Origin of the sequence: Shewanella oncorhynchi (assembly GCF_012584455.1) — a bacterium.
GTDB lineage: Bacteria > Pseudomonadota > Gammaproteobacteria > Enterobacterales > Shewanellaceae > Shewanella > Shewanella oncorhynchi.
In genome coordinates, this window is the sequence record NZ_JABAEB010000014.1 from 29,484 (window position 1) to 51,674 (window position 22,191).

Consider the following 22,191-nt stretch of genomic DNA (forward strand, 5'->3'; position numbering starts at 1 on the left):
CTTCGTTACAATTGTAAAATCAACATAATAATGATTTTGAGATTAGTAAACTACTGTCTTTACAGATTTATTTATGTAAAAAGGCCTGACTGAAATAATAATGCCCTGCGAGCGTTAGGCTTCTGACGATCATAAAGACACTCATCGCGGCCCAGAGGGCATGGTTGCCTTGCTCTGGTAGTAATAGCAGCTGCAGTAAATACCAGGTCGGGAAAAACGCGCCAAAGGTGGCGAGTATCATGCTATTGCGCATCACTTTTCCTTTAGCGGCACCTATGTAAACACCATCGAATAAATACGAGCTAAAGGACCATAAAGGCAAGAATATTAGCCAGATAAGATAGGTTTGCGCAGTGGCTCTGACCTCATTAATGCTGGTCAATAACGCGATAATATTACTGCCAAAAAGACTAAATACAGCGCAGAATCCTAGTGCCGTTATGGCCGACCAGCACCAAGCTAAGATCACAGCTTCCCTTAATTGTTCTGCCTGTTTTTGCCCATAGGCTCGACCGACTTCTGCCTCGGCATAATAGGCTATACCATCTAGAGCGTAGGAGATTAATAGCAGTAAATTCAATAACACGGCATTGGCCGCAACGGTATTATCACCTAGACCTGCACCATGGAATGTCATAAAGGCAAAAGCTGCCTGCAAACAGAGGCTGCGGACAAAAATATCTGTGTTGAGCCTCAGTAATTTGCCATAACCCGTTAAGGTGACATGGGGGAATAGCTGAGATAAGTGAAACTCGGGTGCGCGCTTGAGTTGTTGTAACACCATAGTGAGTGCGACTGAGAAAGCGGTGATATCGGCAAATACTGAGGCGAGGGCAGCGCCTTTAACGCCCCAACCCAAGCCGAGGACAAACACCACATCGAGAATAATATTGGCAAGGTTGGCTAAAATCAACTGCCACATGGCGGCTTTAGGTTGTTGTCGCCCTAAGAGCCAACCTAACATCACTAAATTGAGCAGGGCGAAGGGCGTTGACCAAATTCGTACCTGAAAATACTCGCGGCAATAGCGCTCGACTTCGCTACTCGCTTCGGATAATCCTAACGCTAAATCCAATATCGGGACTTGCAGTGCGATAACGCCTGCGCCCAATAACATCGCTAGCATAGCGCCTTGGACTAAGAGCTTGTGCTGGGCGTGAAGATCGTCAGCACCAAAGGCTTGCGCGACTAAACCTGTCGTCGCCATACGCAAAAATCCCAATAACCAAATGATTAATGTGATAATCGTTGACCCGACAGCGACTCCCCCTAAATAATAGGCCTCACTCAGATGACCTATAACAGCCGTATCGACTAAGCCCAACAGCGGGATAGTGATATTGGAGAGTATCATCGGCAGGGCGAGCGCCAGTAACTGGCGATTTTTCGCGCCGTTGAGCATGAGGTCGAGCCAAGTTGATTTAGCAGTATTCATTAATTTCAGAGGTGTTCACATTATGGTTAAACGTGTGCTGTTGGCACTCATAGGGCTAATGACGTTTTCTGCCCATGCCGTGGTCATTCTGCAATATCACCATGTGTCAGAAACCACTCCGGCGGCAACCAGCGTTACGCCCGCGCAATTTCGTGAGCAAATGCAGTTTCTCGTCGATGACGGCTTTAAGGTGATCCCGCTTTCTAAAGTGGTTGAAGCGATCAAGCAAAAACAAGATTTACCCGCTAAAACAATCGCAATTACCTTCGATGATGGTTATCGCAGTATAGCGACTACGGCGCATCCTATCCTAAAGGAATTTGGATTCCCCTACACCTTGTTTGTGGCAATTGAGCCGATTAAACAAAAGTTTACCGAGATGATGACTTGGGATGAACTCATCACACTATCCAAGGAAGGCGCCGATATTGCTAATCACAGTTGGGCGCACGAACATTTGATCCGCGCCTTAGAAAATGAATCACAGGCGCAGTGGTTAGCGCGGATAAAAGCCAATATCTTAGATACAGAAAAGGCGATTGCAGATGCCACTGGGCACAATTTTAAAATGCTGGCGTATCCCTACGGTGAGTACAATCAAGCGTTGCAGGATATGTTAACTGAGAACGGCTTTGTCGCTTTTGGGCAACAGTCCGGTGCCGCCGGGCCCTATTCGCCATTAACGGCCCTGCCGCGTTTCCCCGTTGCTGGACAATATGCTGACCTAAAAAGCCTTAAGGCAAAGTTATACAGCTTAAATATGCCTGTGATTGCACAAACCCCAAGTGATCCTGAGTTAAAGGGTGGCCATTGGCGTCCTGAGCTTAAAGTGACCCTCGATATGAGTGATATCTCTGCTAAGCAAGTGATGTGTTACATCCAAGGTCAAGGCTCAAAACAGCCGACTTGGCTCAATGAAAACGAGTTTAGTGTTCAAGCGGATTTAGCCTTGCCCGCGGGGCGCTCGCGTTATAACTGCACAGCGCCGAGTAAGGCGCGCAATGGCTACTATTGGTTTTCTCAGCCTTGGGTAAGACCAAAGGACGATGGCTCTTGGGTTAAAGAGTGATCAGCGGCTAGGTTTGTATTGCGCCACTATTTTTTCAAAATCGTTAATCATTTCATCATTTAACACCTGCGGCGGTTTGCCTAACGCTGCCGTAGGTTTAAATACCGCAACTCGCGTTCCCTGCGGCGACACCAACACATAACCCGCACTATGGTCGACTTGGTAGTTTTCCCCTTCACCGACCATGGCATAGGTCAGCCCTAAGCTGCGGGTGAGTGGGAAGATTTGTGTCTGCTCGCCCGTGACCGCTTTAAATTCTGGATTGAAAAAATTAACATAGGTCAGGAGTTTATCCGGTGTGTCCCGTTTGGGGTCGACGGATAAAAACACCACCTGCAATGGCGCTATTTTGTTTAGATCGGGATAAGCCGCCGCGAGTTTATTTAAGGTCGTAGGGCAAATGTCGGGACAAAAGGTAAAACCGATAAAGAATAAGCTCCATTTTCCCTGCAAACTGGCATTGGTAAAAGCTTGCTTGTGTTGATCAACCAATTCAAAGGGCGCTAATTCATAGGCCTGTGGAAACAGAAAACCGCTCTCTAACTCGATAGGTTTTGGGGGATTAAATTTCACCGCAAATAGGCCGCCAAGACCGAACAACAAAATGGCGATGACTAAAATTCTTTTCTGCATTATTCGCTCCATAAATACAGGTTAGCGCGACAAACTCGTTCCATACACTAGTTCCACAAATAGTGGTCTAGCAGTAATGCCATAAATAACAACATTAAATGGTAGATAGAGAAGCGGAACACTTGCATCGCCAAGCCATCATGATCCCGATATTTAAGTTGCCATGCTTTATAGATAAATCCCGTACTGAGTAAACTCGAGCTGACGAAATACACTGGCCCACACATACCAACCAGCACAGGTAACAGGCAAGCAATCGCCAGCAATACTGTGTAGAGCAAGATGCAGGTTTTCGTAAATTCGACACCGTGGGTGACTGGTAGCATGGGAATATCTACTTTGGCATATTCGGCGCGTCTGTGAATGGCCAGTGCCCAAAAATGTGGCGGCGTCCACGTAAAAATGATGATCACTAGCAATAACGCATGGCCGTGAAATTCGTTCGTCACTGCCGTCCATCCCAGCAGGGGGGGCATGGCTCCCGCAAGGCCGCCGATCACAATATTTTGTGATGTTGCGCGTTTCAAATAGGCAGTATAAACCAAGGCATAGCCAATCAGGCTGGCAAAGGTCAGCCAAGCTGTGAGTGGATTGACTAAGGAATATAAGACGATAAAGCCAAGACTACCTAAGCTAGCGGCGAAAATTAACGCGCGTGTGGCCGAAATACGCCCTTTGGGTAGCGGGCGATTGTAGGTGCGTGCCATTAAGCCATCGATACGGCGATCGATCAGATGATTCAACGCCGCCGCAGAACCCGCCATCATAGCAATACCCAGCATACCGGCGATTAAAGGTTGAACGGGGACTGCATGGGGCACAGCAAGACACATGCCGACTAAGACTGTGAGCAGCATCAGTGCAACCACTTTAGGTTTGGTCATTTCAAAATAGGCGCGCCATGTTACGCTGAAAGTGGGCAGGCTACTGGTGATTGAGAGTGGTTTTGCCATCTTGGATCCCTCGCTTATGCTTTGCGCCATAAAAAATAGTTGATTGTGACTAAGGTCAGTAGCAGTAGTGCCGCACCACCGTTGTGAGACACGGCAATACCGAGTGGCAAATGCATCACTACGTTAGAAATACCTAAGCTCACTTGTAGTATGACTAGTCCCACTAATAAAAGGCTTAAAGCCTTAAGTCCCGTAGCGCCCACAAATAATCGGTAGGCGAGCACGAGTAACAAGCTGGCAGTGACGATAGCGCCAATTCTGTGGGCTACGTGGATAGTCATTCGTGCAGGGTAATCGAGCACCCCAAATTCGAAGCTAGGGTGTTGGCCTTGGAACGGTGAAAATGCCTCGGCTATTGCTAAGTTATCTACCCAATTTCCCTCACAGATGGGTAAAGAGGTGCAGGCGAGCGCCGCGTAATTCGATGATGTCCAAGCGCCCAGCATGATCTGACCCACAAGGACGAATAGGCTCACCAATGCTAACGGTGCGAGATGTCGAGCATGAGTTTCGCTATTAAATATACGCCGAGGTCGGGTTCGCAGGTAAAGGAGTAACAGCAGCGAGATTAGGCTAAAGCCACCAATAAGATGCGACATCACAATTATTGGCATAAGTTTCATGGTCACTGTCCACATGCCTAGCGCTCCTTGAAAAAGGATCAGCAGCACTATGATGATCGGCAACTTTTTGGGTGCTTCCGGTGTTTTTAAGCACAAAATTAAGATGAATAACACCAGTAAGCCAAGTCCGCCTGCGATATATCTGTGGATCATTTCCAGCCAAGCTTTCTCTGGATTGATATCGTGATCTGGGAATATAGTTTGCGCATGGGCGATTTCATGGTCTTGGGTGGGCACTTTAATATGGCCGTAGCAGCCTGGCCAATCGGGGCAGCCGAGTCCTGCATCCGATAGGCGGGTGTAAGCGCCCATTAAAATCACCAATAGGGTAAAGACTAAGGTTAAGCGTAGGATCCAAGTTAGCTGCATCAATCCACCCTCGACAGTTTTAACAACTTACGCAGATCCGCAATCAGCGCCTTGCCTTGAGCTAAATGTGCTTCTTTGCCCTGCACTTGAGGATAGCGCAGTACTAAGCTGCCTAAGGGATCGACTATGATTAGCTGCTGTTCATCTAACCATTTGCTTAAGCCTGCATTGGCGGGACGAGTATTGAAGTTAAAGGTGCTTAAGGCGTTAAGATCGCTGTCGGGATGAGTGAGTATCAGCGGTTCGACTCGCGCCTGATCTGGCCCTAGCGCTGTGTGGCTTTGGCGCAAAATATACAGGCGTTCGCGGCAAGCATCGTTGCATTTGGCGGGCAATAAATACAGTAGTTGCCATTCTTTGGGATTAGAATTTTCAACCCCAAGGCTGGCATAACTGGTTTCGGGACTGATCAGCTCGCCATGATTGGTGGCACCGCCATGGTATAAATTCAGGCTCAGCACTAGCTTAGCAATCACTACGGGGGCAATAAACGCCAGCAGTAATAGCCCTAATGCTTTGTGTTTAGATTTGTTCTGGGAGTTCATGCTTGCTCCTCTCATTCAAATTATCCCTAAATTATTGTTTTATATTTATTTAGTTTTATTAGTGTCTTGCGAAGTATGGTACGAATTTCCCTATTTGCTCCTTGAGTTTGCGACTGTTTGGGCGCTATGGCGTTTTACATATTTAATCCCTTGCCACAGCATTAGCCCTGCAAATACGGCTGCCATCGAAAACCACTGCAACGCATAGCCCCAATGTTTTTGTGCTGACAGTGGGAAAGGTTGCCAAGGATGGGGCAATGTGAGGGAAGGTAATTGCTCTGGTTGCAACACGACAGGTAACACTGGGTGCCCTAATACCTTAGCCATTTCGGGTATATTTAAATTTTGAAAGCGAATACTTGTCCCTCTTTCTGCCATTAAAGCTTGGCTCAATGGATTGATTTGCTTTTGATAAAGCCTGCCTTCGATATTTAATGCCCCGCTTAGGGGAGTAATGTGAGGCAACTCATCCCGATGGGAACCCGCGGCAACAAAGCCTAATTCGACCAGCAACCAAGGTTTTTCAACTTCTACTTGCAGGGGTTGAAAGGCTAAATAGCCCACTTGACCTTGATAGATTTGATTATCCAGCAGCCAGATTTGTGAGCTCGCGGGAGTGGCGCGTACTTGCAGTCGATAACCCGTTACGCCTTCTTTGCCGACCTTGAGTTGGAGCTGCTCAAAACTTAATGGCAGCAAAGCTTGCCTTGCTTCCATTTGGGCTAAAAGTGTCGTTTTATCTTCACCACGGGCTAACTGCCATAAACCCAACTTGACCAATATAGTTAATACAGCCACAGTCAATATCAGTAGAAAAACCGTTAATTTATTCAGCAGAACATGAGGATATTGTATGAATAGCCTGTTCATTTTTAAGTTGGTCTTAGTTCTGCTGTTGCTATTCATCATTTTTAATCTAGGTCGCGCCTTGTTTATTATGGTGAAAGGTGATGAAAAAGTGCCTATGAGCCGTTATCTTGGTCGGCGAGTGATTTTCTCCGTGCTCGTTATCTTGTTATTGCTGGTGGCCTTAGGGACTGGGTTAATTAGCCCCAATCCCACGCCTTACTAAAGCACTAGAGAACGTAAACGAAAATAAACAAACACAGCCAGACCACATCCACAAAGTGCCAATACCAACTCCCCGCTTGGAACGCAAAATGTTTATCTGCGCTAAAGTGCCCCTTCAACACTCTGAAAAACAACACGAATAAAAAGAGAGTCCCCAGAGTGACATGCATGCCGTGAAAGCCAGTTAACAGGAAGAAGGTGTTGCCATAAATCCCAGAGGTTAGGGTGAGTCCCATTTCCCGGTAGGCATGCATATATTCTTCTGCCTGTAAGGCAAGGAAACCCATACCCAAGAGTATGGTGATACCAAGCCAGAGAGTAATGGCAGAACGTTTACCTTTTTCTAGGCTGACATGGGCGAAATGTAAGGTAACTGAGGAGGTTAGCAGTACGATAGTGTTGATTAATGGCAGTCCAGTCCATGGCATAGCTTGGGTTTTAGTGCCATCTGGCGTAGTAATGAGCGGCCAAATAGCTTCAAACTGAGGCCAGAGTACTTCGTGGGTCATGGCATTATTCGATGCGCCACCGAGCCAAGGCACTGCGAACATGCGGGCATAAAATAGTGCCCCGAAAAAAGCCCCGAAAAACATAACTTCCGAAAAAATAAACCAGCTCATACCTTGGCGAAACGATCGATCCATTTGGCTAGAATAGAGCCCTGCCATCGACTCTTGGATCACGGTTCTAAACCAACCTACCAGCATGAATAGGATCACAGCTATCCCAACCAGCAGCACATAACCGCCACCGGATGCACCTGATTTCAACTGTTGCACGAAAAGGCCTGCACCAGAGGCGATTAAGAACAAGCCAATGGCACCTACAATAGGCCAGACACTTTGGGATGGAACGTAGTAAGACTGATGTTTCGTTGTCATTTTGCAGCTCCTTGCTCTATGGCAGACGCTAACTGCTTGTCGGTAATGTCGTAGAGAGTGTAAGAGAGGGTCAGAGTATGGATAGACTCAGGTAACTGAGGATCCACATAGAAAATGAGCGGCAGCTCAGCGCTAGTGTCCGCCGCTAAGGGTTGTTGATTAAAGCAAAAGCATTCTGTTTTATTAAAATAAGCGGCACCTTGGCCGGGCGAAACTGAAGGTATCGCTTGGCCAATAGTTGCTTTAGCGGACATATTGCGCGCTAAAAATGCCGTATGGATTAGCTCGCCAGGGTGAACTTCGAGCCGTTTGGTTTGTGGCGCAAATGTCCATGGCATGCCTGTTTGTACCTGAGAAATAAATTCCACAGTCACTATTCGGCTTGTATCTACTGTGATTGCTTGATAACTACTCGCGGTATTGGAGGGTTTTCCATTGATACCGAGTTGCTCGCACAACACATCGTAGAGCGGCACCAGCGCGAATCCAAAGCCAAACATGCCAATACAGCCGATAACTAACATGCTGATAAGTTTACGATTTGACTTAGGTTTATCTTGCTGGTGTTGGGTTGCCATTTCATTTCACCTCAGGTGGTGTCGTGAAGGAGTGGTAAGGCGCAGGGCTTGGCAATGTCCACTCTAAACCCTCGGAACCTTCCCAAGGTTTAGCGGGAGCTTTTTCGCCGCCACGGATGCACTTAATTACTAAAACTAAGAAAATCAATTGCGATAAGCCGAAGGCAAACCCACCAATCGAGACTATTTGATTAACATCGGCAAATTGAATCGAGTAGTCAGGGATACGCCTTGGCATTCCTGCCAGCCCAAGGAAATGCATCGGGAAAAACAGCACGTTGACCGAAATCACTGAACACCAGAAATGCCATTGTCCCAGTCGCTCGTTGTACATGTGCCCAGTCCACTTAGGTAGCCAGTAATAGGCCGCTGCCATGATGGAGAAAATCGCACCAGTTACGAGTACATAATGGAAATGTGCCACAACAAAATAAGTATCGTGGTACTGGAAGTCGGCGGGTGTAATGGCGAGCATTAATCCCGAAAAACCGCCAATAGTGAAGAGTATGATAAAGGCTACAGCAAACAGCATGGGCGTTTCGAAACTGAGTGAGCCGCGCCACATAGTGGCAACCCAGTTAAACACTTTCACCCCAGTTGGCACAGCAATCAACATAGTGCAATACATGAAGAACAGCTCGGCAAACACTGGCATACCTGTGGTGAACATATGGTGCGCCCATACGAGGAATGACAGAATTGCAATACTAGCCGTAGCATAAACCATGGATGCATAGCCAAATAAGGGTTTACGACTGAAGGCGGGCACTATGGCAGAGATGATGCCAAAGGACGGCAAGATCATGATGTAAACTTCAGGGTGGCCGAAGAACCAGAAAATATGCTGGAACATCACAGGATCGCCGCCGCCAGCCGCATCGAAGAAACTCGTGCCGAAAAACTTATCGGTCAGCACCATAGTCACTGCGCCCGCGAGTACGGGCATAACCGCGATCAGTAGGAATGCCGTGATAAGCCAAGTCCACACAAATAATGGTAACTTCATCCATGTCATGCCTGGCGCGCGTAAATTCACTATGGTCACAATCACGTTGATCGCGCCCATGATCGAACTTATCCCCATGATGTGAATAGAAAATACAAAGAGCGCCGTGCTATCTGGGCTATAAGTTGTTGATAGTGGTGCGTAGAAGGTCCAACCAAAGTTTGGTCCGCCACCTTCCATAAACAGCGAACTGAGAAGGATAGTGAAGGCGAAGGGGAGTATCCAAAAACTCCAGTTATTCATCCGTGGCAGCGCCATATCGGGCGCTCCTATCATCATAGGGATCAGCCAGTTAGCAAGCCCTGTAAAGGCTGGCATTACCGCACCGAATACCATGATCAGCCCATGAACAGTTGTCATTTGGTTGAAAAAGTTGGGCTCGACCAATTGTAATCCAGGTTGAAAGAGTTCAGCGCGGATCACCATGGCCATAGCGCCACCGGTTAAGAACATAATGAAGCTGAACCATAAATACAAAGTACCTATGTCTTTATGGTTGGTGGTTAGCAGCCAGCGCATGATGCCCTTTGGCGCACCATGATGATGGTCATCATGGGCTGCAGTTTGATCTTGAGTCGTTGTGCTCATCATTATCCCCTACTGTCCATGACTTGCGATATCAGCAGGTTGCACTGTATCGCCGGTATTGTTGCCCCAAGCATTGCGTTCATAGGTAATGACTGCTGCAAGTTGCTGTGGGCTAAGCTGTTTGCCAAATGCCTGCATAGCCGTTCCTGTTTTACCGTGCATCACAATATCGATGTGATTGGCGACTGGTCCAATGGCGATAGCACTACCCACTAGCGCGGGGAAGGCGGGTGGTATTCCTGCACCTGTCACTTGATGGCAGGCAGCACAGAAGGTCGCGTAGACAGTTTCACCTTCGGCCATGAGGGCGTCATGGCTGAGTGTGGGGAGGCTTGCGGGATCGATTGCAGCTGAGACGTCTGCAGGTGCGGGTGTCGGGGTTGTACTGCTTGGTACCGCGGCGGATGTTTGTGCAGAATTGCCGTTCATGTACTCGTTGACGTCTTTGGCTTGCACTGCATCGCCAGTATTATTGCCCCAAGCATTCCGCTCGTAGGTAGTCACTGCCGCGATTTCTTGTGCGGTCAATTGCTTACTAAACGCTTGCATGGCAGTACCCGTTTTACCGTTGAGCACAATTTCAAGGTGACCGCTGAGTGGTCCCGTTGCAATCGGGCTACCTTTAAGGTGCGGAAATACGCCTTGCAACCCTTCGCCATTGGGCTGGTGGCAGGCTGCGCAGTGCCCGAGGTAAACTTGTTCACCTTGAGTCATCAACTCTTCTTTACTTAGGGTTTGTGATAAAGCGGCTTGAGCGGCTTCAGCCGCAGCACCTGCGGCTTGTTTCTGCTCTGTTACCCAAGCCTCAAACTCGGCTTCAGGTAACGCTTGTACTACGATAGGCATAAAACCATGGTCTTTTCCGCAAAGTTCGGCGCATTGACCGCGGTAAATGCCGGGTTTGTCGATGCGAGTCCAAGCCTCATTGATAAATCCAGGGTTGGCATCTTTCTTAATGGCAAAGGCGGGTACCCACCAGGAATGGATGACATCCTCTGAAGTCATCAGAAAGCGGATTTTGCGGTTTATCGGTAGAACGAGCGGTTTATCGACTTCCAATAGATAGTTTTCACCCTTGGTTTCGGTGCCTTCAATTTGTGCTCTGGGTGTTGTCAGTATGCTATAAAAATCAATATCTTGATCGAAATAGCTGTAATGCCATTTCCATTGGGACCCCGTAACTTTTACGGTGAGATCGGCGTTGCTGGGATCTTCCATTGCGATTAAAGTTTTTGTCGCTGGAATCGCCATTAAGATCAAAATGATAAATGGCAGAATCGTCCAAGCGATTTCAACTTTAGTGCTTTCGTGAAAGTGGGACGCGACAGCGCCTTTGGATTTTCTGTGGTTGATCATGGCGTAAATCATGACGCCAAAGACCACTAGGCCTATTGCGCAGCAGATATACAAGATGGTCATGTGCAAGTGATAAACCTTGCCACTGATCTCGGTCACGCCAGGGGTCATGTTGAACCGCATGTCCGCGGCGGTCAACGGTGGTGCGAAAAGCACCACGAGTAAACAATACAACAATTGCTTCACAAGACTTCTCCTCTGCCAATTGCGAATAGCAACTACAAAGAAGAGCAACACAGTAAGTCTCAACTCTATGCAAACTCTTCAGTTCCCAAAAAAGCTTTTTTGACTTCAACGTGCGTTGGCGGCTGTTACTTTTAATCAAGTATTGTTACTGCTGGTAATTAGCCACGCTGGCACATACTGCTGAAATAAATCTGTTCTCTATTTTTAGTGGCACTTCGAGTTCAATAAATACTCGATTCATTGACCACGGAAGGTGATATATCATCACCGACTTAACCAACCATACTTGCTGTTTAAATATTGATCAAGATCACTTATTTATCTAATTATCTGAAAAATTGCCAAAAAAAAGCCTCACATTCATAGGTGAGGCGGCTTTCAAGGTAAAAAATTAAATGAATATTTAGTGTACAGAGCTAAAAAAAGATTGCTGACAGAAGAGATTGCCTTGCTCAATGCGTACGTCGGCATGTAAGTGACTGTTTACGTCTTCAAGCACTATGCCCATAGCTCGGGCACTTTTAGCCACGATTTGTAGGCGTCGATTATCCCGCGCATCCAATGATTGAGTCCAAGTAATGACTGCACTGGACGTACCACTTGTTAGGGCTTTTTCCATCGCCCACAGGGTTTCGACTTCATCTTTAGCATGTACCAGCAAAACTCTATCCATACGCACACCTGCGCTGGCGAGCATTTGCTTGTAGCCAATACTTGGAGGGTTGATGAGTACTAACCAACGGCCCTGTTGGCTTAACTGAGCGAGTTGTGCACTCAGATGAATTAATTCTTGGCGACCTTGAGTCTTAGTTGGCATGCAGGCGATGGGCGCATGGTGCCAGTCATAGTCAGCATCACGGACTTCATCGAGCCACAAGCCCGGATGGCGGGGGGCATTGCCAAGTAGTTTATTCATAGCCAATCTCCATTACGGATCACACCGACGGCGAGTCCTTCAATTGTTAAACTTTGGAAGCCTAAATCCACTTTAATCGGGGAGTAATCTTCATTTTCGGCATGTAGATAGACTACATTACCTTTTTTTTCGAAACGTTTAACAGTGACATCGTCATCGACTCTAGCGACAACCACTTGACCATTCCTAGCTTGTTCTACTTTATGAACTGCCAGCAAATCACCTTCGAGAATGCCGATATTTTTCATGCTGTCGCCCTTTACTCGCAGTAAAAAATCGGCGGCGGGATGGAACATGCTTGGGTCGACTTGGTAGTACTGTTCAACATGTTCTTGGGCGAGGATAGGTTCACCCGCGGCCACTTGGCCGATGAGCGGTAAACCTGTTTCAGTCAAATCTTCGATTTCCGCAGGCAGACGAATGCCCCGAGATGTGCCAGGCATGATCTCAATGCAGCCCTTTTTCGCCAACGCTTTAAGGTGTTCTTCAGCTGCATTGGCGCTCTTAAAACCTAAACGTGTTGCGATTTCTGCCCGAGTGGGTGGCATGCCAGTATCGGCAATATTTCGTTTAATTAGCTCTAAAATTTCAGCTTGGCGTGGCGTCAAAGGTCTCATGGTGTTTCCTGTTTTTCTATACAGTTACTGTTAGTATATACAGTATTATTTGCAGCGCAAGTATTAACCACTTTTTAGCTATGTTGGAGAGAATTAGCGAATATTGCCCATAGTCTGGTATTCTATCGGGCTAGTAAACGCACTTAATTGCATAAGAATAATGCCTAAACACGACTCTCTTTGGTTGAAATCATTACGTTGGATCCAAAAACACTTAGTGCACACTATTGTGGTGCCTCAGGATCCATTTGCCGATCTGAATCTGGATGCTTCCAGACCCCTTGTTTATGTGATGAAAACAGAATCCCTTAGTGACATAGCTGCTTTGAGCGAAATAACGGCTAAGTTAGGTTTACCAAGCCCTTATGAGCCTCTAGTGGCTAATGGTGTGACTGCGCCTCGGGTTGTCTGTCTTCAAGGACGTAAGCCACTGTTTGGCGAACGTGCTGGTAATGAGCCTTTCCTCGAATGCTTTATGCGTTTGTTAGCCGTGCATAAGGAACGTCCTGAATTGGATATTCAACTGGTGCCCGTGAGTTTGTATTGGGGTCGCACGCCAGGGAAAGAAGACGACACTATGAAGGCGGCCGTATTTGAGCGGGAAAACCCGACTTGGCTACGCAAGTGCTTGATGATTCTGTTCTTAGGTCGACATAACTTCGTGCAGTTTTCGAATGCCGTATCCCTGCGTTACATGGCTGACGAACATGGCACCGACATGGGGATTGCCCATAAGTTAGCGCGGGTTGCGCGCGTGCATTTCCGTCGTCAACGTAAGGTAATGACAGGGCCTGTGCTGCCAAACCGCCAAGCACTGTTTCATTCGTTGCTCAAATCTGAGTCGCTGCGCAAAGCGATTCAAGAAGAAGCCGCCAGTAAAAAGATTTCTGAGACCCAAGCGCGCGAGACGGCTATTGAGTATCTCGATGAAATCGCTGCCGATTACTCAGATAGTTTAGTGCGTATTGCCGAGCGTTTCTTAACTTGGCTGTGGAACAAGCTTTACAGCGGGATCAACATTAAAGGCGCCGAGCAAGTTCGCCAGCTGCACCACGATGGCCACGAGATTGTTTATGTGCCTTGCCATCGCAGCCACATGGATTACCTGCTGTTATCGTATATTTTGTATTATCAAGGCATGGTTCCGCCGCACATTGCTGCTGGCATCAACCTCAACTTCTGGCCCGCGGGACCTATGTTCCGTCGCGGTGGTGCCTTCTTTATCCGCCGTAGTTTTAATGGCAACAAGCTATACACCGCAGTATTTCGTGAGTATTTAGACCAGCTGTTTGCTAAAGGTTATTCGGTGGAATACTTCTCCGAAGGCGGCCGTTCACGTACCGGTCGTCTATTGGCGCCAAAAACCGGCATGATCGCCATGACGATGAACAGCGTACTGCGCGGTATTGAACGTCCTGTCACACTTGTGCCTGTGTATTTAGGCTATGACCATGTGATGGAAGTGGCGACTTACCATAAAGAGTTAAGCGGTAAGAAAAAGAAAAAAGAATCTGTGTGGCAGGTGTTCGGTGCCATTCGCAAATTAGGTAATTTTGGCCAAGGTTATGTGAATTTTGGCGAGCCTATTACCCTGCAAAATTTCTTAAATGAGCGTGCGCCAAACTGGCGTGCTGAGTTGGCCGATGATCCCGAGCAGAAACCAAGTTGGTTAACGCCAGCGGTAAACGTGCTGGCTAATCGGGTGATGACGCGTATCAATGATGCCGCAGCGGCGAGTTCGGTGACTTTGACCAGCTTAGTTTTACTGGCGACAGATCAAAACGCCTTAGAACGTAGTCTGCTGGAGCGTCAGCTTGATTTGTATCTGACCCTACTCAAAAAAGTGCCTTACACTTCTTATACATCTGTTGCCGAAGGTGATGGTAAGCATTTAGTGCAGCAAGGTTTAGAGCTGAACAAGTTTGTTGTTAGTGCCGATCCTTTAGGGGAAATAGTGTCTATCGAAGCGAGTCAGGCTGTGTCTATGACTTACTATCGTAACAATATCATTCACTTATTTATCATACCGTCATTAATTGCGAGTTGTTTAACCCACAATGAACAGATCCTGCGCCAGCAAGTGGTTTCAATCGTTGCCGATTTTTATCCACTGCTGAAAGCCGAACTCTTCATGGGAATTAAAGACTTACCAGCCTATGTTGAGCAAGTGCTGGATTTCCTGATTGGGCAAGGTTTAGTGGTTGAGACAGATACTTTAGCTGTCGTGCCTGAGCACTCAAGCCAATTATTGTTGTTAGCCAGTTCAGTGAGTGAAACTTTGCAACGCTACGCTATTATTTTCAATCTGTTAGCGAACAGACCTAAGATGGAGCGCTCAGAACTTGAGTCTGAGAGCCATTTACTCGCTCAGCGTTTAGGGGCTTTACATGGTATTACCGCGCCTGAATTCTACGATAAAAAACTCTACGGTACTTTGAGCGTGAAGCTCAAAGAATTGGGATATCTGGCGGATAGTGAAGATAAGTCCAATATCAATCGCATACGAGATCAGGCCAATAGCTTATTACGTCCGTCAGTGAGACAAACGATAGTGGCGAGTGTCACCGCGGAGCACACAGTTTAATGGCAAATCATATGAATGCGGCTAAGCATAAGCCCGCAGGTAAGTCCTTGCTTGGTGGTGCCATGATTATTGCTGGCACGACCGTAGGTGCTGGGATGTTTTCTCTGCCCGTGGTCGGTGCAGGTATGTGGTTTGGCTATTCGATTTTAATGTTATTGGGTATTTGGTTTTGCATGTTGATGTCGGGCTTATTGTTGCTCGAAACCAATTTACATTTCGAACCCGGTGCTAGCTTCGATACCTTAAGCAAGCAAACTCTTGGGCAGTTTTGGCGGATAGTGAACGGCGTTTCTATCGCTTTCGTGTTGTATATTTTGACCTATGCCTATATCAGCGGCGGTGGTTCGATTGTGAATCATAGCTTGCAGGGCATGGGAATTGAGTTACCGCAAAGTGTGGCAGGGCTGGTGTTTGCCATAGTATTGGCGAGCATAGTGTTGATCAGCACTAAGGCCGTGGATCGGATTACCACGATTATGCTCGGCGGTATGATCATTACCTTCTTCCTCGCTATCGGCAATTTATTGATCGAAATTGATGTGACTAAGTTGCTCGAACCTGATGGTAATAACAGCTTTTCACCTTATCTGTGGGCGGCGCTGCCCTTTGGTCTCGCTAGCTTTGGTTACCATGGTAACGTTCCCAGCTTAGTGAAGTATTACGGCAAAGATTCCTCCACCATTATCAAGGCGATTTTCGTCGGCACCTTTATCGCGCTGGTGATTTATGTCTGTTGGTTAGTGGCGACTATGGGCAATATTCCCCGCAGCCAGTTTATCGACATTATTGCCCAAGGCGGCAATATGGGGGTGTTGGTGGGCGCTTTGTCTGAGGTGATGGCGAGTAGCTGGTTAAACAGTATGTTGACCCTGTTTGCTAACTTAGCCGTGGCTTCATCTTTCTTAGGGGTGACCTTAGGTCTGTTCGATTATCTTGCTGATTTGTTTGGTTTTGATGATTCACGCTCTGGCCGAATGAAAACCGCGTTAGTGACCTTTGTGCCGCCAACGATTTTAGGATTACTGTTTCCCGACGGCTTCTTAGTGGCGATTGGCTTTGCGGCATTAGCGGCAACTGTGTGGGCGGTAATCGTCCCGGCGCTGATGGCCTATAAATCGCGGCAGTTGTTCCCCGATAGCACAGGTTTTAGAGTGATAGGCGGTACACCGCTGATTATTCTTGTGGTGTTATTTGGCATAGTCACAGGTGCATGTCATCTGCTCGCGATGGCAAATTTACTGCCGCAATATTCCTAATTTGTTGTGATGATTTAAGCCCTCTATGTGAGGGCTTTTTTGTCTTTAGTGGTTGAGTTTTGTCTTGCAGATCTTTTTAACCTGAATACTGGACAGAAATACAAACTCAGGCTTAACTCGAATGATTGTTAAGACAAAGGAGCCGATAATGAAAATGACTCAGTACGCACAAGGACATGCATGTTGGGTTGAACTTGCAAGCCATGATTGGCAGGGAGCAACAGTATTTTACCAAGCGTTATTTGGTTGGAACGCGGTTGAAATGCCCATCCCTGAAGGTCACTTTTCGCTATTTAATTTAGCGGGAGATGACTTAGGCGCCATGTATCAAATCCCTGAGTCAGAAGCACATATCCCCAGCCACTGGCGTATCTACTTTGCCGTCGATGATATCGATGCCAGCATTGCAGCGATTCAAGCGGCGGGCGGCCAAGTGCACATGGGGCCGCATATTGTGGGTGATGCGGGCGTGATGGCGCAGGTCAGCGATCCTGAAGGCGCACGTTTTGCCTTATGGCAAGCGAAGAACCACATTGGTGCTCGCCGTCAGGGTGAACTCAATACCCTTTGCTGGGTCGAGCTGGCTTGCAAAGAGCCGCGTACTGAAGAAGCCTTTTACTGCAAAATCTTCCCTTGGACCAACATGCCGAGTGACATGCCTGACATTGAATACTCAGAATGGCAGCTTGATGGTCAATCCATCGGCGGTATGATGACGATAATGCCCGAATGGGGTGATATTTCTCCCCATTGGTTGCTTTATTTTGCAGTAGCGGATTGCGATGCGTTTGCTGAGAAGGCCCAAGCCTTAGGTGCGCAAGTGTGCATTCCGCCTAGTGATATCCCTGATGTGGGACGATTTTCTGTCATTGCTGACGCCCAAGGCGCTACCTTTGCGGTGATCAAGCTTAATCAGATGTGACAGCCATATTAAGGACTGTCATTAAGGTTAAAAACGGCGACGCTAAATCGCCGTTTTTATTTGTCTAACTATTTGTTTAATTAGCGTTATCAATCATGATTGTTTCAGGGCAGGAGCCTTTTGAGGCCTTATTAGCTTTGGCGAGTAGGCTAGGTAAGGAGTCAGAAGTTTTAATGACTTCGGGTAAGTTAATGCGGATTTCACTCAGTAATCCCTTGCCACATTCAAGACTCATTTTAGTGTGAGCGCCTTGACCGAAGCTGCTATCAAAACTTTGGTTTAACTCACTTTTACTGACACTCTTACCTATGTTGTCATGAATAAATTTTTGTACCCATGCCGAGGCATTGACCGCTTGGGTCAGCTGGGTTGCCAATAAAAAGTACTCGTTAGGGTCTTGGCTACGGCAAGTGCCGTGTTTCCACCATTCGTGGCGTTCTAAACAGGTGCCATATTGGGCGCTAGGCATGACTTCTTCTAAATTTTTGCGCACCGATGGATTCAGTTCAAACTCTGGATAAGTACAGAAATCATTCGGTTGCAGTTTGACTGTGCTGCAATAGCCATATCGCGTGCCGCATTGTTGTTTATTCGGCCACAGTCCGTGCAGGCTGAAGTGTTGCCATTGGCTCGATTCTGGCGTTTGGCTGAGGGCGCGGCATTCGGCTTTACGGCGGCCATAGAGTTCACAAAAGGTGCTTTGCCAGCTTAATGCGAGCACGTTAGCATCGAATTCACCGCCGATTTGGCATTGATTCCCTTGGCGTTTCTCTGGGGTACCATGCTCTTTAAGGCTATCTCGGCTTTTTGCTTTGATGTCCGATGCCGTGGTGGTTTGTGCCGGTTCCGCCGCCGTTGCAGGTGTTGATAAATTACTGCCAGCAACATTAGATAGATATTGACCACAATCGCCGCTGATCCAACGCATGGGAGACTTCACCGCATTGGTGCGCACTCTTAGCCAATCAGGTTTAGCGCTATTGCCGAGGATTTCAAGTACAGGGTAGCGCTCACCAATATTGCTCTGCCATTGGTCTGGATTCGTCTGCTTATTTTTCGATTGAAATAGCTCACAGCGTTTGTCTGCAACGAATTCACCAGTTGCAGATGCGGCAAAGGTGGGTGCTGTAATGATGAGCGCAGAGCATAAACCGAATGCGGCAAGTAACGCACGTGATGGGGTTTTAAGGGAAAGTGCTTGCGGCCATATCCGGCTGATGGTTAAACAAAATGACTTGGTCATGTGATGGGATCCTTCCTACGGCAGTGAATTGAGTCAATTCTGTGTGGCACTGAGTCAATGGTACACATAAGCGCTATAAACTTAGAGGCTTATTTTACTCAGAGTTGTGTATGGCACTGTTGCAAAATTAGATTTTTAATCTGATTGAATGAAAAAATCCCCTCAAACTTTAATGGTTTGAGGGGATTTTTATCGGTGTTCTAGCGCCGTACACTCAATTACGCCGCGTCTTTCTTTAATTTACGCGAATAAATCAGTAGATAAAGCGCGGGTAGTACAAACAGTGACAGTAATGGGGCCGTAACCATGCCGCCGACCATAGGTGCGGCAATTTTCTGCATCACATCGTTACCCGATCCTGCACCCCACATAATGGGGAGTAGGCCGAAGAAGATGGTCGCTACTGTCATGGCTTTGGGGCGGATCCGCATAACTGCACCTTCCATTAACGCTTCTTTTAAGTCACTGACGCTGTGGTAATTATTCTTCTCTTGCCTGTGCTTAATGGCGTTGTTGAGATAGATCAACATGATCACCCCAAATTCAGCGGCGACACCAGCCAAGGCGATCATACCCACGGCGACCGCGACTGAGATGTTGTAATCCAGTAAATACAGGAGCCAAGTGCTGCCGACTAATGCAAAGGGTAGGCTCAACATGATGATGCTTGCTTGCATTGTGGAGCCGAATGTCATCATCAGCAGAATGAAAATGACTGCTAATGCCATAGGGATCACTTGTTTAAGTTTTGCATCGACTCGCTGCATATACTCGTACTGCCCAGCGAAGCTGTAGCTGTAACGCGGTGGTACCTTGAGTTCGGCATTTAAAGCTTGCTTGGCGGTCGTAATATATTCGCCGATAGACGTACCTTCAATATCGATAAACACCCAAGAGATTAAGCGACCGTTTTCACTGGTGAGCATAGGTGCGCCATCGGTGATTTCTATATCCGCTAAATTTCGCAGTGGTAGATAATTTCCCGATTTAGTGATCACAGGGAGTTCGCGCAGCTTTTCGATATTATCGCGTAGCTCACGGGAATAACGCAGGTTAATCGGATAGCGCTCAGCCCCTTGTACCGACTCGCCAATATCCATACCGCCAATGGCGTAACGCACGACATCTTGAATATCTTGTAGTGACATACCGTAACGTGCGGCGACATCCAGTTTGGGGGTGATATCGATATAACGCCCGCCACCACTGCGTTCAGCATAGGCTGATTTTGTGTGTGGCACTTTGCTGAGAATGGCTTCTATCTTAGCTCCTATGCTTTGCAGTTCGTTGACATCGGCACCAGTGATCTTAATGCCGACGGGGGTTTTTATTCCCGTCGAGAGCATGTCAATACGGGTTTTGATAGGTTGTACCCAAGCATTGGTCATCCCAGGTACTTTCACCGTTTGTTGTAATTGGGCGATGATGCCATCTAAGGTCATACCCTCGCGCCATTCTTCATGGGGTTTAAGCATGATGGTGGTTTCGAGCATAGTTAAAGGCGCAGGATCGGTTGCAGTCTCGGCGCGGCCCACCTTACCAAATACGCGAGCGACTTCGGGGACGGTTTTAATCAAACGATCCGTCTGCTGTAACACTTCGGCGGCTTTGCCCGCACTGAGTCCTGGTAACGCGGTTGGCATGTAGAGTAAATCGCCTTCTTCTAACTCGGGCATAAACTCACTGCCCATGCGCGTCATCGGATACCAAGCGCTGACTAAGGCAATCAATGCTAATCCTAGGGTGATTTTAGGAAACCTAAGTACCAGATTAAGCGAGGGCTTATATAAAGCGATCAGCACGCGACTGATGGGATTTTTATGCTCACTCGGAATTTTTCCCCGAATAAAATAGCCCATTAAGACTGGCACTAATGTGATTGCTAATAATGCGGAAGCGGCCATAGCAAAGGATTTGGTATAGGCCAGCGGTGCAAATAAACGGCCTTCCTGGGCTTCGAGTGCAAACACAGGTACAAAACTTAAGGTAATAATAATTAAAGAGAAAAATAGTGCTGGACCAACCTCAATCGAGGCTTCGGTGACGATCCGCCAGTGTTCTTTGGTATCGGGTTCTCGGTTGTGTTCTGTGTGAAACTGCTCCAAATGTTTGTGCAGGTTTTCAATCATCACAATTGCGCCGTCCACCACCGCGCCTATGGCAATCGCGATACCCCCAAGACTCATAATGTTGGCGTTAACCCCCATCTTATTCATTACGATAAAGGCAATCAGGATTGAAAGCGGCAGGGTGATGATGGCGACGAGAGTCGAGCGTGCGTGCAGTAAAAACAGTAGGCAGACCAGCCCTACGACTAGCATTTCTTCGACAACTTTGCTGAACAGGTTATCAACGGATTTTAGAATCAGTTGCGATCTGTCGTAGGTGGGGATGATTTCAACCCCATCGGGTAAACCAGCTTTCAGTTCTTCAAGCTTAGCTTTTACGGCATCAATCGTGGATAAAGCATTTTCGCCGTAGCGCATCACAATAATGCCGCCTACGACTTCACCTTCACCATCGAGTTCGGCTATACCGCGGCGTGAGGCCGGGCCTTTGCGCACGGTGGCGACATCCTTGAGTAATAGACCCGTGCCAGAAGGGCTGGTAATACCCAGTGGAATTTCACGGAAATCCTCAAGGGTTTGACGATACCCTTTGGCGCGCACCATATACTCGGCTTCAGCCATTTCGATGACCGAGCCACCCGCTTCGCTATTAGATTTTTCTATCGCATCTTTAATGCTGGCGATATCCAGTTTATAGATCGCCATTTTGTCGGGTTCGAGTACGATCTGGTAGGTCTGCTCCATGCCACCGACGGTTGCGACTTCAGACACGCCAGCCACGCTTTGTAGCTCTAATTTAAGATACCAGTCCTGCAGGCTTTTGAGCTGTGATAAATCTAAACTGCCGGAGCGATCAACCAACGCATATTCAAACACCCAACCCACACCTGAGGCATCGGGGCCAAGGGACGGTTGTACGCCTTGGGGTAAACGGCTACTGATCTGACTTAAGTATTCTAATACCCGTGAGCGCGCCCAGTAGATATCTGTGCCATCTTCGAAAATCACATAGACATAGGAGTCGCCGAACATGGAATAGCCACGTACCGTTTTGGCACCGGGTACAGCTAACATGGCGGTAGATAAAGGATAAGTGACTTGTTCTTCTACCAATTTAGGCGCTTGCCCAGGATAGGACGTTTTAATAATCACTTGCACATCCGACAGATCGGGCAAGGCATCGAGTGGCGTTTTACGCAACTCTTGTACGCCCCAGACAGTGATCATGATGGCAATGATCAACACCATAAGTCGTTGTCTGATGGAGGCTTCGATAATGTACTTTAACATG

Annotated in this window: 19 protein-coding genes; 5 read left to right on the forward strand and 14 right to left on the reverse strand. The window is 47.5% G+C overall.

The features are described from left to right. Nucleotides 1–67: 67 nt before the first annotated feature. Nucleotides 68–1,435 (reverse strand): MATE family efflux transporter, encoded by a 1,368-nt coding sequence (locus HGO26_RS18995; protein ID WP_168827210.1) that lies wholly within the window; start codon nt 1,433–1,435, stop codon nt 68–70. Nucleotides 1,436–1,457: 22 nt separating this feature from the next. Here HGO26_RS18995 and HGO26_RS19000 point away from each other — a divergent pair, with 22 nt between their 5' ends. After that, complete coding sequence (locus tag HGO26_RS19000) at nt 1,458–2,504, forward strand: polysaccharide deacetylase family protein (protein WP_168827212.1); 1,047 nt, start codon at nt 1,458–1,460, stop codon at nt 2,502–2,504. Here the strand turns inward: HGO26_RS19000 and HGO26_RS19005 are convergent, their stop codons facing one another. The 5 genes from HGO26_RS19005 to HGO26_RS19025 all read right to left on the reverse strand — a co-directional run bounded on the left by HGO26_RS19005 (nt 2,505) and on the right by HGO26_RS19025 (nt 6,482). Continuing rightward, on the reverse strand, nt 2,505–3,137 hold the full coding sequence (locus HGO26_RS19005) for an SCO family protein (RefSeq protein ID WP_168827214.1): 633 nt from the start codon (nt 3,135–3,137) through the stop codon (nt 2,505–2,507). It lies immediately after the preceding gene. Between the two features lie 47 nt (nt 3,138–3,184). Continuing rightward, nucleotides 3,185–4,090 carry a heme o synthase gene (gene cyoE, locus HGO26_RS19010; protein WP_168827217.1) on the reverse strand — a complete coding sequence of 302 codons (906 nt, stop codon included), beginning with the start codon at nt 4,088–4,090 and terminating at the stop codon, nt 3,185–3,187. Between the two features lie 14 nt (nt 4,091–4,104). Continuing rightward, on the reverse strand, nt 4,105–5,082 hold the full coding sequence (locus tag HGO26_RS19015) for a COX15/CtaA family protein (protein WP_105250647.1): 978 nt from the start codon (nt 5,080–5,082) through the stop codon (nt 4,105–4,107). Continuing rightward, nucleotides 5,082–5,627: a death domain-containing protein gene (locus tag HGO26_RS19020; protein ID WP_105250646.1), complete on the reverse strand. Its 546-nt coding sequence runs from the start codon at nt 5,625–5,627 to the stop codon at nt 5,082–5,084. Before HGO26_RS19020 ends, HGO26_RS19015 begins: the two co-directional genes overlap by 1 nt. A 90-nt stretch (nt 5,628–5,717) precedes the next feature. Further along, nucleotides 5,718–6,482 (reverse strand): SURF1 family cytochrome oxidase biogenesis protein, encoded by a 765-nt coding sequence (locus tag HGO26_RS19025; RefSeq protein ID WP_168827285.1) that lies wholly within the window; start codon nt 6,480–6,482, stop codon nt 5,718–5,720. On the opposite strand from HGO26_RS19025, the gene HGO26_RS19030 reads away from it, so the two are divergent. Continuing rightward, nucleotides 6,481–6,699, forward strand: coding sequence for a DUF2909 family protein (locus HGO26_RS19030; protein WP_105250645.1), 219 nt, complete (start codon nt 6,481–6,483; stop codon nt 6,697–6,699). The genes HGO26_RS19025 and HGO26_RS19030 overlap by 2 nt on opposite strands. 4 nt (nt 6,700–6,703) lie before the next feature. Here the strand turns inward: HGO26_RS19030 and HGO26_RS19035 are convergent, their stop codons facing one another. From HGO26_RS19035 to lexA, 6 genes are all read right to left on the reverse strand, one after another. After that, the gene (locus HGO26_RS19035) at nt 6,704–7,579 is read right to left on the reverse strand and encodes a cytochrome c oxidase subunit 3 (RefSeq protein ID WP_105250644.1); all 876 of its coding nucleotides are present in this window, start codon (nt 7,577–7,579) and stop codon (nt 6,704–6,706) included. Further along, complete coding sequence (locus HGO26_RS19040) at nt 7,576–8,157, reverse strand: cytochrome c oxidase assembly protein (protein WP_105250643.1); 582 nt, start codon at nt 8,155–8,157, stop codon at nt 7,576–7,578. The genes HGO26_RS19035 and HGO26_RS19040 overlap by 4 nt, the downstream gene beginning before the upstream one ends. A gap of 1 nt (nt 8,158) precedes the next feature. Continuing rightward, a complete protein-coding gene (gene ctaD, locus HGO26_RS19045; RefSeq protein ID WP_105250642.1) occupies nt 8,159–9,751 on the reverse strand; it encodes a cytochrome c oxidase subunit I in 1,593 nt (530 codons plus the stop codon). Nucleotides 9,752–9,760: 9 nt separating this feature from the next. Next, nucleotides 9,761–11,293, reverse strand: a complete 1,533-nt coding sequence (gene coxB / locus HGO26_RS19050; protein ID WP_168827219.1) for a cytochrome c oxidase subunit II — start codon at nt 11,291–11,293, stop codon at nt 9,761–9,763. Between the two features lie 403 nt (nt 11,294–11,696). Beyond that, nucleotides 11,697–12,209 (reverse strand): cell division inhibitor SulA, encoded by a 513-nt coding sequence (locus HGO26_RS19055; RefSeq protein WP_168827221.1) that lies wholly within the window; start codon nt 12,207–12,209, stop codon nt 11,697–11,699. Further along, on the reverse strand, nt 12,206–12,826 hold the full coding sequence (gene lexA, locus HGO26_RS19060) for a transcriptional repressor LexA (protein WP_105250639.1): 621 nt from the start codon (nt 12,824–12,826) through the stop codon (nt 12,206–12,208). Before lexA ends, HGO26_RS19055 begins: the two co-directional genes overlap by 4 nt. 160 nt (nt 12,827–12,986) lie before the next feature. On the opposite strand from lexA, the gene plsB reads away from it, so the two are divergent. The 3 genes from plsB (at nt 12,987) to HGO26_RS19075 (ending at nt 17,588) form a co-directional block, all read left to right on the forward strand. Continuing rightward, nucleotides 12,987–15,410, forward strand: coding sequence for a glycerol-3-phosphate 1-O-acyltransferase PlsB (gene plsB / locus HGO26_RS19065; RefSeq protein WP_168827231.1), 2,424 nt, complete (start codon nt 12,987–12,989; stop codon nt 15,408–15,410). Then, the gene (gene mtr, locus HGO26_RS19070; RefSeq protein ID WP_105250637.1) at nt 15,410–16,666 is read left to right on the forward strand and encodes a tryptophan permease; all 1,257 of its coding nucleotides are present in this window, start codon (nt 15,410–15,412) and stop codon (nt 16,664–16,666) included. The genes plsB and mtr overlap by 1 nt, the downstream gene beginning before the upstream one ends. A gap of 148 nt (nt 16,667–16,814) precedes the next feature. Further along, a complete protein-coding gene (locus tag HGO26_RS19075; protein ID WP_168827232.1) occupies nt 16,815–17,588 on the forward strand; it encodes a VOC family protein in 774 nt (257 codons plus the stop codon). 76 nt (nt 17,589–17,664) lie between these two features. Here the strand turns inward: HGO26_RS19075 and HGO26_RS19080 are convergent, their stop codons facing one another. Together HGO26_RS19080 and HGO26_RS19085 are read right to left on the reverse strand one after the other, a co-directional pair. After that, on the reverse strand, nt 17,665–18,831 hold the full coding sequence (locus tag HGO26_RS19080) for a ribonuclease T2 family protein (protein ID WP_168827234.1): 1,167 nt from the start codon (nt 18,829–18,831) through the stop codon (nt 17,665–17,667). Between the two features lie 218 nt (nt 18,832–19,049). Further along, nucleotides 19,050–22,190 (reverse strand): efflux RND transporter permease subunit, encoded by a 3,141-nt coding sequence (locus tag HGO26_RS19085; RefSeq protein WP_168827236.1) that lies wholly within the window; start codon nt 22,188–22,190, stop codon nt 19,050–19,052. Nucleotide 22,191 lies beyond the last annotated feature (1 nt).